A 12,719-nucleotide genomic window follows, 5' to 3' on the forward strand; every position below is an offset into this window, starting at 1 on the left:
GTCGCGGCGCAGCTGCAGCTGATCCTGGACGCGATCCTCAACCCCAAAGGTGGCGGCGCGCCCATGCCCGGAGTGCACTTCGCCCCGAGCGAGGGCGCCGACGCTGGTGCTGGTGCTGGTACTGGTGCTGGTGCTGGTGCGGACTGTGACGATAGGGATCAGTTCAACTCGGATCCGCGGCGTGTGCTCGATGACCGCACCGCGTCGCAGAAGCGTCACGACGCTCTCGCGATGGTGTTCGGGATCGCCGCCCGGCACACGGACATGCCCACCCTCGGTGGAGCGGCACCGGTCCTGGTCGTGAACGTCGACGCGAGTGATCTCGTGGGCGGAATGGGCGGCAACGGTGGGTGGGGCCCACCCTCGGTGGAGCGGCACCGGTCCTGGTCGTGAACGTCGACGCGAGTGATCTCGTGGGCGGAATGGGCGGCAACGGTGGGTGGGCGACGGTCGCCGGATCCGGTGCCCACGTCCCGGTCTCCGTCGCCGCGCACGTCGGATGCGCGGGGACGATTCAACGGGTGCTGGTGGATGAGGGCAGGATCATCGGGATCACGACCACCGACCGGGTGTTCGCGGTGCACCAACGCCGGGCGATCATCGCCCGAGACAAAGAATGCCTCATTCCCGGGTGCCACGTTCCCGCGTCGTGGTGCGAGATCCACCATGTCGTCGAGCATGCCAGGGGTGGTCCGACTCATACCGATAACGGGGTGCCGTTGTGCTGGTGGCACCACCGATCCCTCGGGACCTCGGGGTGGGAGATCCGCATGGACGACGGGGTCCCGCAGGTGCGGGGACCGGGGGGATCCCGACGAACGATGGCGCACACCGAGGCTCAGCGTCCTGCGGAACGTGCACGTTCGAGCTGCCCCTATGCGGGTCTGACCTGACGGCGTTGACCGGAGAAGAACAGCCGAATAGGGCACCTTCGCCCGCATCCACGACCCGGGAAGGTCCCGCGATCGAACTCTGGCAACCGCCGCTCGGGCGGGAGAATCGAGCTCAGGCGGGTCCGAGGCGGAGCACCTCGGGAGATTCGCCGCCCGTGACCTCATCGGCGACCCGGATGCTGCGCGCGAGGTCATCGAGCGCACCGTCGAGCGTGCCGAAGCGTCCGCGGTCGCTGCACATCGCGGTCAACGTCACCAGGTGCGTGCCGGTGTCCCAGGTGTAGGTGACGAACGGCGGAGATGCAGGGGACGGCGGCATCGCCACGACGAGCTTCTCTCCCGTGCCCAGCCAGCGGCTCGAGAAGGACTGGGTGTCGTCGTAGTCCATCGGCATCGAGGCGCGGGCGATCCGGACTTCGGGAGTCAGCGCCTGCGCGGTCGCCATCGCCACGACCAGCTCAGGGTCCGCCTTCCAGGTCCAGACGAGCACGCGCCCGTCCGCCCGGCGCATCAGCATCGGCGCCGCCTGGCTCATCGCCCAGGCGCCGAGCCGCGAGCCCGGACGCTGCGTGGCGCCGATCGCCGAGTTCACCTGCCCCAACAGCATCCGGATCGCCGCCTTGCGGTGCCGGCGACCCCTCCATCCGAGCGAATCCGTCACGGGGATCCACAGTTGCGGGTCGGCGTCGGCAGTCAGTCGCATGCCTCCACGGTAGGGGGTGAGGCTGAGGGATGCCGGTATGCCTCAGCAGCTCGAACAAGCCCCTCGGGTAGAGTGGCGAGCGCCCGATCGGGCTCCCCTGGCCGCCGTACCGTAAGGCAGAATGTCCTCCTCTACCTCCGATCCGACGAGTGCTTCCGACGTCGCTCCCCACACGGGACCCCGTCCGCTGCGCATCCTGATCGGATGCGACACCTTCGCGCCCGACATCAACGGCGCCGCGCGCTTCGCCGAGCGCCTCGCCGCCGGTCTCGTGCAGCGCGGCCACGACGTGCATGTCGTCGCCCCGAACCTGGTCTACCGCCGCACGCCCGCGCGGACGGAGGTCATCGAGGGCGAGCCGATGACTCTTCACCGACTGCCCTCGGTGCGCTGGGCTCCGCACGACTGGCTCCGCTTCGTCTGGCCGTGGCGCGTGAAGCACTACGCCCGCAAGATCATCGACGACGTGCAGCCCGACGTCGTGCACATCCAGTCGCACATCGTGATCGGTCGCGGCCTCTCGCGCATCGCCCACGAGCGGGGCATCCCGGTGATCGCGACGAACCATGTGATGGCCGAGAACATCCTCGACCACACCACGATGCCGAAGTTCATCGACGATCTCGTGCTGCGGTGGGCGTGGGGAGACGCGAAGCGCACCTTCGCACTGACCCGCGCGATCACGACGCCGACGCGTCGAGCAGCCGACTTCCTCGAGCGCACCGTCGCCGTCGAGAACGTCATTCCCGTCAGCTGCGGCATCGACCGCACCCAGTACACGCCGGTCGTCGCGCCCCGTGACGCGAATCGCATCATCTTCGTCGGCCGACTGACCGCCGAGAAGCAGGTCGAGGTCATCCTGCAGGCGATGACGAAGCTCGACCCCGCACTGCACGCCACGTTCGACATCGTCGGCGGCGGGGACCAGCGCAAGCAGCTCGAGAATCTCTCGCACCAGCTCGGCCTCGCCGACCGCGTGACGTTCCACGGACGCACCAGCGATGAGGAACTGCGGGCGCTGCTCTCGCGTGCCTCGGTCTTCACGATCGCCTCGATCGCCGAGCTGCAGTCGATCGCGACGATGGAAGCCATGGCCTCCGCGCTCCCGATCGTCGCGGCGGATGCCGTCGCACTGCCCCACCTCGTGCACGACGGCGAGAACGGCTACCTGTTCGAACCGGGCAATGCCGATGCCCTGGCGGCGCGGCTCACCGATGTGCTGAGCGCGTCACCCGGGGAGTACGCCCGTATGCAGCAGGCATCTCTCGACGGCGTCGCGATCCACGACATCAACCGCACGCTCGACACCTTCGAGGCGCTGTACCGCGACGAGCCCCTGCCCGAGTGACGGCACCCGCCATGCACATCGTCTTCTTCGGCGATCAGCACCTCGACTCGCTCGGCGGGGCGCAGGTGTCGATGCGGCTGCAGCGCGAGTTCCTCGAGCGCGCGGGCCACACCGTGACCGTCGTGGCACCGAAGATGCACGGATCGCGGGCTGCAGGCGGCACCGATCCCTCGAACCTCGACCTGCCGTCGGTGCCGATCACCGTCGACCGCGAGTATTCGATGAGCTGGCCCGGACGCCGCACGGATCGCTTCCTCGATCGGGCGCTGACGCATCGACCGCCCGTGGATCTCGTGCATGTCCAGGCGGACTTCTGGGGTGCGTTCATCGGGCACCGATATGCGGCTCGACACGGCATTCCCGTCGTGCACACCATGCACAACCGCGTGGACGTGGGGATCGCCGCGGTCACCCCGCTGCATGGACCGGTGCTCTCTGCGTTGAACATCTGGCGGCGCCGGGCGCTCGCGGGGGTGGTGCCGACGATCGGCGGCAGTGACGGCTGGGCGTTCCTGCGTGGAATCGCCGGCGGCGCGTCAGCGGTGACAGCACCGTCGACCCACTTCGCCCGACGCCTCGAAGAGCATGGGGTATTCAGTCCGGTCGATGTGGTGTGGAACGGCATCGACGACGACATCCGCGACGCGACCCTCGCCGCCGCGCCCGGCGAGCGTGAACCGGGGCGCCCCCGTTTCGTCTGGCTCGGGCGCATGAGCCCCGAGAAGCGACTGCTCCCCTTCCTCGAGGCCTTCGTCGAATCGGGGGTCGATGCCGATCTCGAGATCATCGGCGGAGGCGCCCAGCGAGCCGCGGCCGAGAAGATCGTCGAGGACCTGCCGACTGTCCGATTCGCCGGCAAGCTCAGCTATCCCGACACGCTGGCGCGAATCGCCGCCGCTGACGCGCTCGTGCAGACCTCGATCGGCTTCGAGACGCAGGGGATGACGCCGTTCGAGGCGGCGACGCTCGGCACGCCGTCTGTGATCAGCGACCCCGACATCGCCGCAGAACTGGGTGGCGGTCTCTGGGCGGTCCCGGGTGCGTCAGGCACCGAGGACCAGCGACGGGCGGGTCTCGTCGAGACGCTGCGCCGCGCGGCATCCGACATCGCTGCCGGCACCGCACCTCTGCCCATGCGCGAAGTCTCGGAGTCGTTCCGTCAGTCGTCGCGCACCGCCGCGATGATCGAGGTCTACGACCGCGTGCTCGCGGCCGAGTCTCGCACTCAGAACCCGAAGTAGTAGAACAGGTTCGACACCCACGAGACGAGGGTGCCGACGACGGCGCTGCCGCCCACGCCGATCGCGATCGCCGCGAGCAGGTGAGGTGCCGGGCGCCGAAGCGCGATGAGTCCCAGCACCAGACCGGCACCCGCGCCGGCCAGCACGATGAGATTCACGAGGTTCGACAGCAGATCGACGAACTGGTAGCCGACGCTCATGTACATGAACGGGGTGACGATCTGGAAGAAGAGCCCCACGGCCGCGGCACTCACCGCCACGATCAACGCGGTGCGACCGAGGCTCCCGGGCCGCGGTGCTGTCTGCCCTGATGCGTACGGCGGCGTCGCGACTCCGTAGGGCTGGGCGGGCTGTCCGGAGGGCTGGCCGGGTTGCGCGTACGGCTGGCCGGGTTGCGCATAGGGCTGGCCGCGTTGCGCGTACGGCTGGCCTGGCTGCGTATACGGCTGGCCCGAATCCTGGGGGGCGTCTGGGTTCTGCTGCTGGTCGCTCATCGATTCTCCGGACGGTCAGAAGGGAAGTGCGTAGAAGAGATTCGACACCCACGAGATGACGATTCCGACGAGCTGCGATGCGGTGACGCCGATCGCGATGCCGGCGAGGATCTTCGGCCCCGGTCGTCGCACCGACATCAGGCCGAGGATGAGTCCGACGACGGCGACGACCAGCACGAGTCCGTTGCCGATCGCCGAGAACGCGCCGATCGCGAAGGGGTCGCCCGTCATCCGGAACATCAGAGGGTACGACAGCGTGACGACAAGCCCGATCGCGAGCGAGACCAGAGCGAGGAGGAAGGCGGTGCGCCCGAGGCCGGCTCCGGGCTGGGCCGGACGCTGCTCGCCCGGGTACGGCTGTCCGGCATATGTTTGTCCGGCATAGGGCTGTCCGGCATGCTGCTGTCCGGGGTAGGGCTGTCCGGCGTACGGCTGGCCGTCGTGCGGCGCGTGCTGCGGTTGCGTCGGCTGCGGTGTCGGCTGCGGTACCGGCTGCGCCGGATAGTGCGAGCCCGCGTAGTCCGGGGGAGTTCCGTGTGGCTGCGCGGGAGGCTGCTGGGGCTCGCTCATGCACACGAGCGTAGCCGCGCATGCCGGCGCGCTGGGAGATTCCGCTCCGGTTCAGCGATAGACGCGCCCGGTCTCCGCTCGGTCGAGCGCGTCTCGATCGGCGACGCGGGACCAGTCGGTGGGAACGCGTCGGTATCCGTCGCGGCGGAGTTCGATGACCGTGGACACGAGAGCCCACACGGCGAGGGCTATGAGTGCGATGATGAGGAACATGGCAGAAAAGCTACGATCACTGTTGATCTGCCACGAGTGGCAGAATAGACTCTGCACGTAGGAAAACTGCCAAACCGGGAGAGCGCCATGATGAAGACCGTCGCCTGCGTCGTCCAAGACGGATTCGCGCCGTTCGAGTTCGGCCTCGCCTGCGAGGCGTTCGGACTGGACCGGTCGAACGACGGGGTCCCGAACTTCGACTTCCGGGTCGTCGCTCCGCACCCCGGTGTCGTGCAGTCGAAGCTCGGCTTCTCGATCAACGTCGAGCACGACCTGTCGTTCGCCTACGAAGCGGACCTCGTCATCCTGTGTCCGGTTCCCCGGGAGTACTGGACGCAGATCGACCCGCTGCTCCTCGAGGTCGCCCGCGACGCGGTCGCGCGCGGCGCCTGGGTGCTGACGATCTGCAGCGGATCCTTCATCCTCGGCGCCGCCGGAGTGCTCGACGGGCGTCGGGCGACCACGCACTGGATGTACTCCGACGTGATGGCCGAGATGTATCCCGAGATCGACATCGACCCCGACGTGCTCTTCGTGCAGGACGACCGCATCATCACGAGCGCAGGCACGGCGGCGGGCATCGACGCCTGCCTGCACCTGCTGCGGATCGAGCTCGGGGCAGAGCTCACCAACCGCATCGCCCGTCGCATGGTCGTGCCGCCGCAGCGCGACGGAGGCCAGGCGCAGTTCATCGACCGTCCGATCCCCGTCGCGCAGAACGATTCGCTCGCCGCCGTCGCGGACTGGGCCGTCGCGCACCTCCGCGACGATCTCGGCGTCGACCAGCTCGCGGCCCGCGCGCTCATGTCTCCCCGCACGTTCGCCCGACGGTTCAAGGCGGAGTACGGCGCGACTCCGGCGGCCTGGCTGGCGCGGCAGCGTGTGCTGCACGCCCAGCGGATGCTCGAGCGCAGCGATCTGTCGCTCGAGCAGATCGCCGACGAGTGCGGCTTCGGGTCGGCTGCCGTGCTGCGGCAGAACTTCTCGCGGGTGCTCGGCACCACCCCGACGGCCTACCGTGCGCGCTTCTCGTGCGCCGACGACGGCGAGTCGTCTGCGGCCTGAGCGCGGCACCGCGCGACGCACGCGGCGCTCAGCGGAGCACGCTGCACGGCGCGACGCACGCGGCGCTCAGCGGAGCTCGCTGCTCAGTGGTCCCAGTGGCCGGGGCTGGGAAGCGCGCGATAGTCGACGTCGACGCTGTCGGGGGTGACCTCGGCGGTGCAGTACAGCAGCGACTGGGTCGGGTAGCCGTGCGGACGGTTGTCGCGGATGATCGCCCGATCGTCCTCCGGGTCCAACCGTGCCGACGAGGCGAGCAGCGTCGTCCACTCGCCGGTCCAGTCGCCGCTGTCGGCGGCGGGCCCGAGCGCCCGGAACTCCGGCAGCCACGCCGCGATCCGGGGAGTGCCGAGGTCGTCGAGGTCGTCGTGCGCGATCATGTGGATGCCGTCGCCGAGCGGTGTCTCGCGCAGCTCCGCGCCGTCCCAGCTCAGCACGCGCGCTCCCTCCGGCCGAACCTCGAGCAGGTTGAAGCCGTGCATGGGAAGCGGAGCCACCGGGGACCGCCCCATGACCGATTCGAGGGCGAGCGAACCGCGAGAGACGGCGACGTCTGCCGCGAGATCCACGACGTCGGCGCGGTTCAGCAGCACCGCGAGTCGTCTGTCCGCCGCATTCACCGCGAGCCACGCGCCACCGGCACGCCGGTCGCGGATGCCCGAGACCCCGGGGTAGGCGTCCGGCCACCATTCGCCGAGGGCATCCCACTCCCGTTGCGGGTCTTCATCGCGCACCGCGAGCAGTCGCGCGGTCTCGGATCCGGCCACATCGATCACCACGGTGCACACGGGATCCAGTCTAGAAGCGCGTCGCAGTCCCGGGCCCGCGACGTCGGATGCTGGGGCAGAATCGAACCGTGAACATCGTCGTCGGGGTTACGGGTGGCATCGCCGCATACAAGACAGTGCACCTGGTGCGTCTGCTGACGAAGGCCGGACACGAGGTGACCGTCGTTCCGACCGAGGACGCCCTGCGATTCGTCGGCACCCCGACGTGGGAGGCTCTGAGCCGGCATCCGGTCACGACGAGCGTGCATGACGACGTCGCGCGGGTGCGTCATGTCGCACTGGGCCAGAACGCCGACCTGGTGATCGTCGCCCCCGCGACGGCGAACTCGATCGCGAAGATCACCGCGGGCATCGCGGACGATCTGCTCGGCACCACGCTGCTCGCGACCGAGGCTCCGGTGCTCATCGCGCCGGCCATGCACGCCGAGATGTGGCGCAACGCCGCCACGCAGGCGAACATCGCGACCCTGAGGTCGCGCGGAGTGCATCTGGTCGGCCCGTCCGACGGCGAGCTCGCCGGGGGCGACAGAGGGCCCGGCCGCATGTCGGAGCCGGAGCAGATCTTCGAGGCGGCCGTCGCGCTCCTCGCGCCGCGTGACCTCGGCGGGCTGGGTGTGGTCGTGTCCGCGGGCGGCACCAGGGAGCCGATCGATCCCGTGCGCTTCCTCGGCAACCGGTCGAGCGGCCGACAGGGCATCGCGCTCGCGGTGGACGCCGCAGCCCGCGGCGCGAACGTCACGCTGGTCGCCGCCAACATCTCAGCCGATGTGCTGGCCGATGCCCGGCATCCGTCCGTCAGGGTCGTCCCGGTCGGGACCGCGGTCGAGCTCGCCGACGCGATGAAGGATGCCGCCGGGGCTGCCGACATCGTCATCATGGCCGCCGCCGTCGCCGACTACCGCCCCGCGACGGTGTCGGAGCACAAGCTCACCAAGGAGCAGGGCGTGCTCACGCACCTCGACCTGGTCGAGAACGAGGACGTGGTCGCCGCGCTCGCGGCATCCCGCGCCGACGGCCGTGCGCCGCAGGGGCAGACCATCGTCGCCTTCGCGGCCGAGACGTCGGAGGACGCGGACGAACGTCGCGAGCGCGCTCGCCGCAAGCGCGAGCGCAAGGGCGTCGACCTGCTCGCGGTGAACCTCGCGAACGCCGATCACGGCTTCGAGAAGCGCGACAACGCGGTCGAGATCGTCGGGGCGGGAGGTGAGGTCGTGGCATCCGCCGCCGGATCGAAGCGCGAGGTCGCCCGCGTGATCCTGGATGCCGCGCGCAGAATGCGCTAAACTTGAGTCACATCCACTCAACTTTGTGGATGCCGACCCGAAGGAGTCTCCCCAGGAGGAACACATGCCAAGCCCGCAGAGCAGTGCCCAGAACGATGACCAGCAGTCCGCCCTCCAGCAGTTCGGTATCAATCTGACCGACCGTGCCCGACAGGGCAAGCTCGACCCCGTGATCGGGCGAGACAGCGAGATCCGTCGAGTCAGCCAGGTGCTCACCCGTCGCACGAAGAACAACCCCGTGCTGATCGGCGAGCCCGGCGTCGGCAAGACGGCCGTCGTCGAGGGGCTCGCCCAGCGCATCGTGGCGGGTGACGTCGCCGAGTCGCTCAATGACAAGGAGCTCGTGTCGCTCGACATCTCGGCCCTCGTCGCCGGGGCGATGTACCGCGGCCAGTTCGAGGAGCGGCTGAAGAGCGTCCTCAAGGAGATCACCGAATCCGACGGGCAGATCATCACCTTCATCGACGAGTTGCACGTGCTCATGGGCGCGGGCGGCGGCGAAGGCTCGGTCGCGGCGTCGAACATGCTCAAGCCGATGCTGGCCAGGGGCGAGCTGCGGCTGATCGGCGCGACGACTCTCAACGAGTACCGCGAGTTCATCGAGAAGGACGCCGCTCTCGAGCGTCGCTTCCAGCAGGTCTACGTCGGTGAGCCCACGGTCGAGGACACCATCGCGATCCTCCGGGGGCTCAAGGGCCGCTACGAAGCGCACCACGGGGTGACGATCGCCGACAGCGCGCTGGTCGCCGCCGCTGCACTGTCGAACCGGTACCTGCCGGCCAGGCAGCTTCCCGACAAGGCGATCGACCTGATCGACGAGTCGATGTCGCGGCTCAAGATGGAGATCGATTCGTCTCCGGTCGAGATCGACCAGCTGAAGCGTCAGGTCGACCGCATGAAGCTCGAAGAGCTGGCGCTCAAGCGCGAGAAGGACGCCGCGTCGAAAGAGCGGCTCGCGGCCCTCCGCGAGCAGCTCGTGGGCATGGAGGCGCAGCTCGCCGAGCTCGAAGCCCGCTGGGCGCGCGAGCGCCAGGGCCTCAACCGTGTCGGCGACCTGAAGAAGCAGCTCGACGATGCGATCACGCAGCGCGACCTCGCGATGCGGGAGGCCGACTACACGCGCGCCTCGAAGCTCGAGTACGAGACGATCAAGCGCCTCGAACGCGACATCGCCGAGGCCGAGCAGGCCGAGGCGACGGTGTCGACCGAGGGGCGCATGGTCAACGAGCAGGTCACCGACGAGGACATCGCCGCCGTGATCGCCGCATGGACCGGCATCCCCGTCGGGCGACTGCTGCAGGGTGAGAGCGAGCGACTGCTGCACCTCGAATCCGAGCTCGGCAAGCGCCTGATCGGACAGAAGGATGCCGTGAAGGCCGTCTCCGATGCCGTGCGGCGCTCGCGTGCGGGCATCAGCGACCCCGGTCGCCCGACCGGATCGTTCCTGTTCCTCGGCCCGACCGGTGTCGGAAAGACCGAGCTGGCGAAGGCCCTGGCCGACTTCCTGTTCGACGACGAGCGCGCCATGGTGCGCATCGACATGTCGGAGTACGGCGAGAAGCACTCCGTCTCCCGGCTCGTCGGAGCCCCTCCCGGGTACGTGGGCTATGAGCAGGGCGGTCAGCTGACCGAGGCGGTGCGACGGCGTCCCTACAGCGTCGTACTGCTCGACGAGGTCGAGAAGGCGCACCCCGAGGTCTTCGACGTGCTGCTGCAGGTTCTCGACGACGGCCGACTGACCGACGGACAGGGCCGCACGGTCGACTTCTCGAACGTCATCCTGATCCTCACCTCGAACCTCGGTTCGCCGATCCTCATCGATCCGACGCTGTCGCCCGATGAGAAGCGCGAGCAGGTGATGGCGCTCGTGCACCAGGCGTTCCGGCCCGAGTTCCTCAACCGTCTCGACGACATCGTGATGTTCTCCGCGCTCAGTCAGGACGACCTGGCGCAGATCGTCGAGCTGTCGATCGACCAGCTGCACGACCGGCTGCGCGATCGGCGACTCACTCTGGCGGTCACGCCCGACGCGCGGTCGTGGCTCGCCGAGCGCGGCTACGACCCGATGTTCGGCGCCCGGCCGCTGCGGCGTCTCATCCAGACCGAGGTGCAGAACAAGCTGGCCACGGCGCTGCTCTCGGGCGGCGTGCACGACGGCGACCTGGTCAGGGTCGACGTCGCGGTCGACGGCAGCGGGCTCATGCTCACGTCGACGTCACCCGAGCCCGAGCCCGATCTCGGATCCGACGACGACGATGTGATCGACGCCGAGCTGCTCGACGAGTAGGACCCGGCCATGTGCCTCGGTCACCCCCGGGCATGACAAGAGGGGCGGATGCCATGGCATCCGCCCCTCTTGTGTGTCGCCCGTGGGCGATGCGTCAGGCGCTGAGGATGACGGTCTCGTCGATCGGGCGACGCACGCGCGGGGCGACCTCGCCCTGCTGGAGTCCTTCAGGAAGACCGGCGGCGTCACCGAGCTCACCGACAGCGATGACGGTGAGGGCGGAGAATCGCGGCGACAGGTCGGCGAACTCGCGGATGACCTCGGGGTCGAAGCCGCTCATCTGGTGCACGAGAAGACCCTCATGGTGGGCCTGCACCGAGAAGTGCGCGACGGCCTGGCCGAGGTCGTAGACCGCGTGGCTGATCGCCTTGCCCTCTTCGGACTCGGTCTCGGCGATCGCGACGACGAGCGCCGAGGCCTTCGAGGCCCAGAGCTGGTTGAACTCGACCAGCGAGTCGACGACCTGGTCGAACAAAGCGGTGCCGCGGCGAGCGACGATGAACCGCCACGGCTGCAGGTTGTAGGCCGACGGCGACCAGCGTGCGGCCTCGAGGGCGGCGTTCAGCTTGGCGTCGTCGATCGTGGTCTCGGCGTCGTAGGCGCGGGGGCTCCAGCGCCCGGCGAGGACGTCGAGGACGGGGTGCTCGGTGGGGGCGGTGCGGTCGATCACGGGAGTGCTCACGGAAGTGCCTTTCGAAAAGGAGTCGATCGGACTCCTTCGTCCGGGTACGAGGGTCTCAACAGATGTATGTGAACGCATATTCCCGATGACGCGAGATGACGTCGGGGGACGATCCGCGCTCAGTCCAGCAGGTTGCGGGATGCGGCGGAGGCGAGAGCTCGCCGCACCGCACGGATCGACGGCGCTGCGGCCGATACCCGACGAGCGGAGGAGAAGATCTCCCGACGTGGCTCATCGGGCAGCGGCGTGAGCGCGACGGTCGGTGCCTCGCCGGCCCACACGAGCTCGGGAAGGAGTCCGACGGCGAGACCGGCGCGGATCAGACGCACGTGCGCCGTGAGATCGGCGACCTCGAAGCGCACGTCGGGCTCGAAGCCGGCGGTGCGGCACAGCTGCTCGGCCCAGGCTCGCGACGCCGTGCCTGCGGGTTCGAGCACCCACGGCGCATCCCTGGTCGACCAGAGCGCGGCGACGGCGTCCTCGGCATCCCGGGTCCCCGGCTTCCTGGCCAGCGTGATGGAGTCGTGCACGAGCACCACGCGATCGAGATCGGCGTGGATCGGGCGGGTGCGACCGGGGTACTGCTCGGCGAGGATCAGGTCGAAGTCGCGGCTCGAGACGCCGACGAGCCCGGTCTCGGGATCGCTCTCGGTGACCTCCACGCGCAGGGCCGGATGCTGCTCGCGCAGCGCGTTGAGCGCCCCGGGGAGCAGGGAGTGCGCCGTCGATTGGAAGACCGCGATGTGCACGGTGCCGGTCACCTCGGTGAGCGACTCGGCGACCGCCACCTCGGCGTGTTCGAGCTGATCGAGGATGCCGATCGCCTCGGCCACGAGCACGGTGCCCTGCGGGGTGAACTGCACGCCGCGCCCCACCCGGCGGAGCAGCGGGACGCCGACGTCTCGTTCGAGGGCGCTGAGCTGCTGCGACACCGAAGCCTTGCTGTACGAGAGCGCATCGGCGACGGCCGAGAGCGTGCCGCGACGAGACAGTTCGACCAGCATCCGCAGTCGGTTGACGTCGAGCATCCTGAGCCTTTCGGAGTCGTCCCCATCGTTCACTCCGGCTGAACAGAATGGTCCCGAATCGGTTGATAGACGTAGCCTACCGGCGAGACTGACAATGATCGAGCCGCACACGTTCCCGGGTGTGCGA

13 protein-coding genes and 1 pseudogene are annotated in these 12,719 nt (G+C 69.0%); 7 read left to right on the forward strand and 7 right to left on the reverse strand.

Annotated features, from left to right (window positions below):
• Together ASE34_RS18225 and ASE34_RS16570 are read left to right on the forward strand one after the other, a co-directional pair.
• A pseudogene (locus ASE34_RS18225) lies at positions 1–393 on the forward strand (DUF222 domain-containing protein); the annotation flags it as partial.
• Positions 351–893, forward strand: a complete 543-nt coding sequence (locus ASE34_RS16570) for an HNH endonuclease signature motif containing protein (protein ID WP_157538303.1) — start codon at positions 351–353, stop codon at positions 891–893. The pseudogene ASE34_RS18225 and the gene ASE34_RS16570, both read left to right, overlap by 43 nt.
• A gap of 112 nt (positions 894–1,005) precedes the next feature.
• Here ASE34_RS16570 and ASE34_RS16575 read toward each other — a convergent pair whose 3' ends face one another.
• Positions 1,006–1,596 carry a hypothetical protein gene (locus ASE34_RS16575; protein ID WP_056280357.1) on the reverse strand — a complete coding sequence of 197 codons (591 nt, stop codon included), beginning with the start codon at positions 1,594–1,596 and terminating at the stop codon, positions 1,006–1,008.
• A gap of 121 nt (positions 1,597–1,717) precedes the next feature.
• Between ASE34_RS16575 and ASE34_RS16580 the strand changes: the two genes are divergently transcribed.
• Positions 1,718–2,944 (forward strand): glycosyltransferase, encoded by a 1,227-nt coding sequence (locus ASE34_RS16580; RefSeq protein WP_056280360.1) that lies wholly within the window; start codon positions 1,718–1,720, stop codon positions 2,942–2,944.
• The gene (locus tag ASE34_RS16585; protein ID WP_321163945.1) at positions 2,941–4,185 is read left to right on the forward strand and encodes a glycosyltransferase family 4 protein; all 1,245 of its coding nucleotides are present in this window, start codon (positions 2,941–2,943) and stop codon (positions 4,183–4,185) included. Before ASE34_RS16580 ends, ASE34_RS16585 begins: the two co-directional genes overlap by 4 nt.
• On the opposite strand, the gene ASE34_RS17685 is transcribed toward ASE34_RS16585, so the two are convergent.
• The 3 genes from ASE34_RS17685 to ASE34_RS18045 are packed head-to-tail and all read right to left on the reverse strand — an operon-like array spanning position 4,170 to position 5,462.
• Positions 4,170–4,679, reverse strand: a complete 510-nt coding sequence (locus ASE34_RS17685) for a hypothetical protein (protein WP_082586710.1) — start codon at positions 4,677–4,679, stop codon at positions 4,170–4,172. The two genes, ASE34_RS16585 and ASE34_RS17685, sit on opposite strands and share 16 nt — an antisense overlap.
• Positions 4,680–4,694: 15 nt before the next feature.
• On the reverse strand, positions 4,695–5,249 hold the full coding sequence (locus tag ASE34_RS16595; protein WP_157538304.1) for a hypothetical protein: 555 nt from the start codon (positions 5,247–5,249) through the stop codon (positions 4,695–4,697).
• A gap of 51 nt (positions 5,250–5,300) precedes the next feature.
• Complete coding sequence (locus tag ASE34_RS18045) at positions 5,301–5,462, reverse strand: hypothetical protein (RefSeq protein ID WP_171821952.1); 162 nt, start codon at positions 5,460–5,462, stop codon at positions 5,301–5,303.
• Positions 5,463–5,552: 90 nt separating this feature from the next.
• Between ASE34_RS18045 and ASE34_RS16600 the strand changes: the two genes are divergently transcribed.
• The gene (locus ASE34_RS16600; protein WP_171822003.1) at positions 5,553–6,527 is read left to right on the forward strand and encodes a GlxA family transcriptional regulator; all 975 of its coding nucleotides are present in this window, start codon (positions 5,553–5,555) and stop codon (positions 6,525–6,527) included.
• An 83-nt stretch (positions 6,528–6,610) separates the two neighbouring features.
• On the opposite strand, the gene ASE34_RS16605 is transcribed toward ASE34_RS16600, so the two are convergent.
• On the reverse strand, positions 6,611–7,312 hold the full coding sequence (locus ASE34_RS16605; RefSeq protein ID WP_056280366.1) for an NRDE family protein: 702 nt from the start codon (positions 7,310–7,312) through the stop codon (positions 6,611–6,613).
• A gap of 68 nt (positions 7,313–7,380) precedes the next feature.
• Here ASE34_RS16605 and coaBC point away from each other — a divergent pair, with 68 nt between their 5' ends.
• Complete coding sequence (gene coaBC, locus ASE34_RS16610) at positions 7,381–8,595, forward strand: bifunctional phosphopantothenoylcysteine decarboxylase/phosphopantothenate--cysteine ligase CoaBC (protein ID WP_056280659.1); 1,215 nt, start codon at positions 7,381–7,383, stop codon at positions 8,593–8,595.
• A 64-nt stretch (positions 8,596–8,659) separates the two neighbouring features.
• Positions 8,660–10,882, forward strand: coding sequence for an ATP-dependent Clp protease ATP-binding subunit (locus ASE34_RS16615; protein WP_082586711.1), 2,223 nt, complete (start codon positions 8,660–8,662; stop codon positions 10,880–10,882).
• A gap of 94 nt (positions 10,883–10,976) precedes the next feature.
• Here the strand turns inward: ASE34_RS16615 and ASE34_RS16620 are convergent, their stop codons facing one another.
• Together ASE34_RS16620 and ASE34_RS16625 are read right to left on the reverse strand one after the other, a co-directional pair.
• On the reverse strand, positions 10,977–11,564 hold the full coding sequence (locus tag ASE34_RS16620; RefSeq protein WP_053098035.1) for a nitroreductase family protein: 588 nt from the start codon (positions 11,562–11,564) through the stop codon (positions 10,977–10,979).
• A 119-nt stretch (positions 11,565–11,683) separates the two neighbouring features.
• A complete protein-coding gene (locus tag ASE34_RS16625) occupies positions 11,684–12,592 on the reverse strand; it encodes a LysR substrate-binding domain-containing protein (protein ID WP_053098034.1) in 909 nt (302 codons plus the stop codon).
• Positions 12,593–12,719 lie beyond the last annotated feature (127 nt).

The sequence above is a fragment of the Microbacterium sp. Root280D1 genome (assembly GCF_001428975.1).
Classification (GTDB): domain Bacteria; phylum Actinomycetota; class Actinomycetes; order Actinomycetales; family Microbacteriaceae; genus Microbacterium.

Bases quoted from the DNA above. Each gene is read 5' to 3' on its own strand.
- ASE34_RS16580 (WP_056280360.1), top strand. From the start codon at position 1,718: ATGTCCTCCTCTACCTCCGATCCGACGAGTGCTTCCGACGTCGCTCCC.
- ASE34_RS16575 (WP_056280357.1), bottom strand. From the start codon at position 1,596: ATGCGACTGACTGCCGACGCCGACCCGCAACTGTGGATCCCCGTGACG.
- ASE34_RS16600 (WP_171822003.1), top strand. From the start codon at position 5,553: ATGAAGACCGTCGCCTGCGTCGTCCAAGACGGATTCGCGCCGTTCGAG.
- ASE34_RS17685 (WP_082586710.1), bottom strand. From the start codon at position 4,679: ATGAGCGACCAGCAGCAGAACCCAGACGCCCCCCAGGATTCGGGCCAG.
- ASE34_RS16615 (WP_082586711.1), top strand. From the start codon at position 8,660: ATGCCAAGCCCGCAGAGCAGTGCCCAGAACGATGACCAGCAGTCCGCC.
- ASE34_RS16595 (WP_157538304.1), bottom strand. From the start codon at position 5,249: ATGAGCGAGCCCCAGCAGCCTCCCGCGCAGCCACACGGAACTCCCCCG.
- ASE34_RS16625 (WP_053098034.1), bottom strand. From the start codon at position 12,592: ATGCTCGACGTCAACCGACTGCGGATGCTGGTCGAACTGTCTCGTCGC.
- ASE34_RS18045 (WP_171821952.1), bottom strand. From the start codon at position 5,462: ATGTTCCTCATCATCGCACTCATAGCCCTCGCCGTGTGGGCTCTCGTG.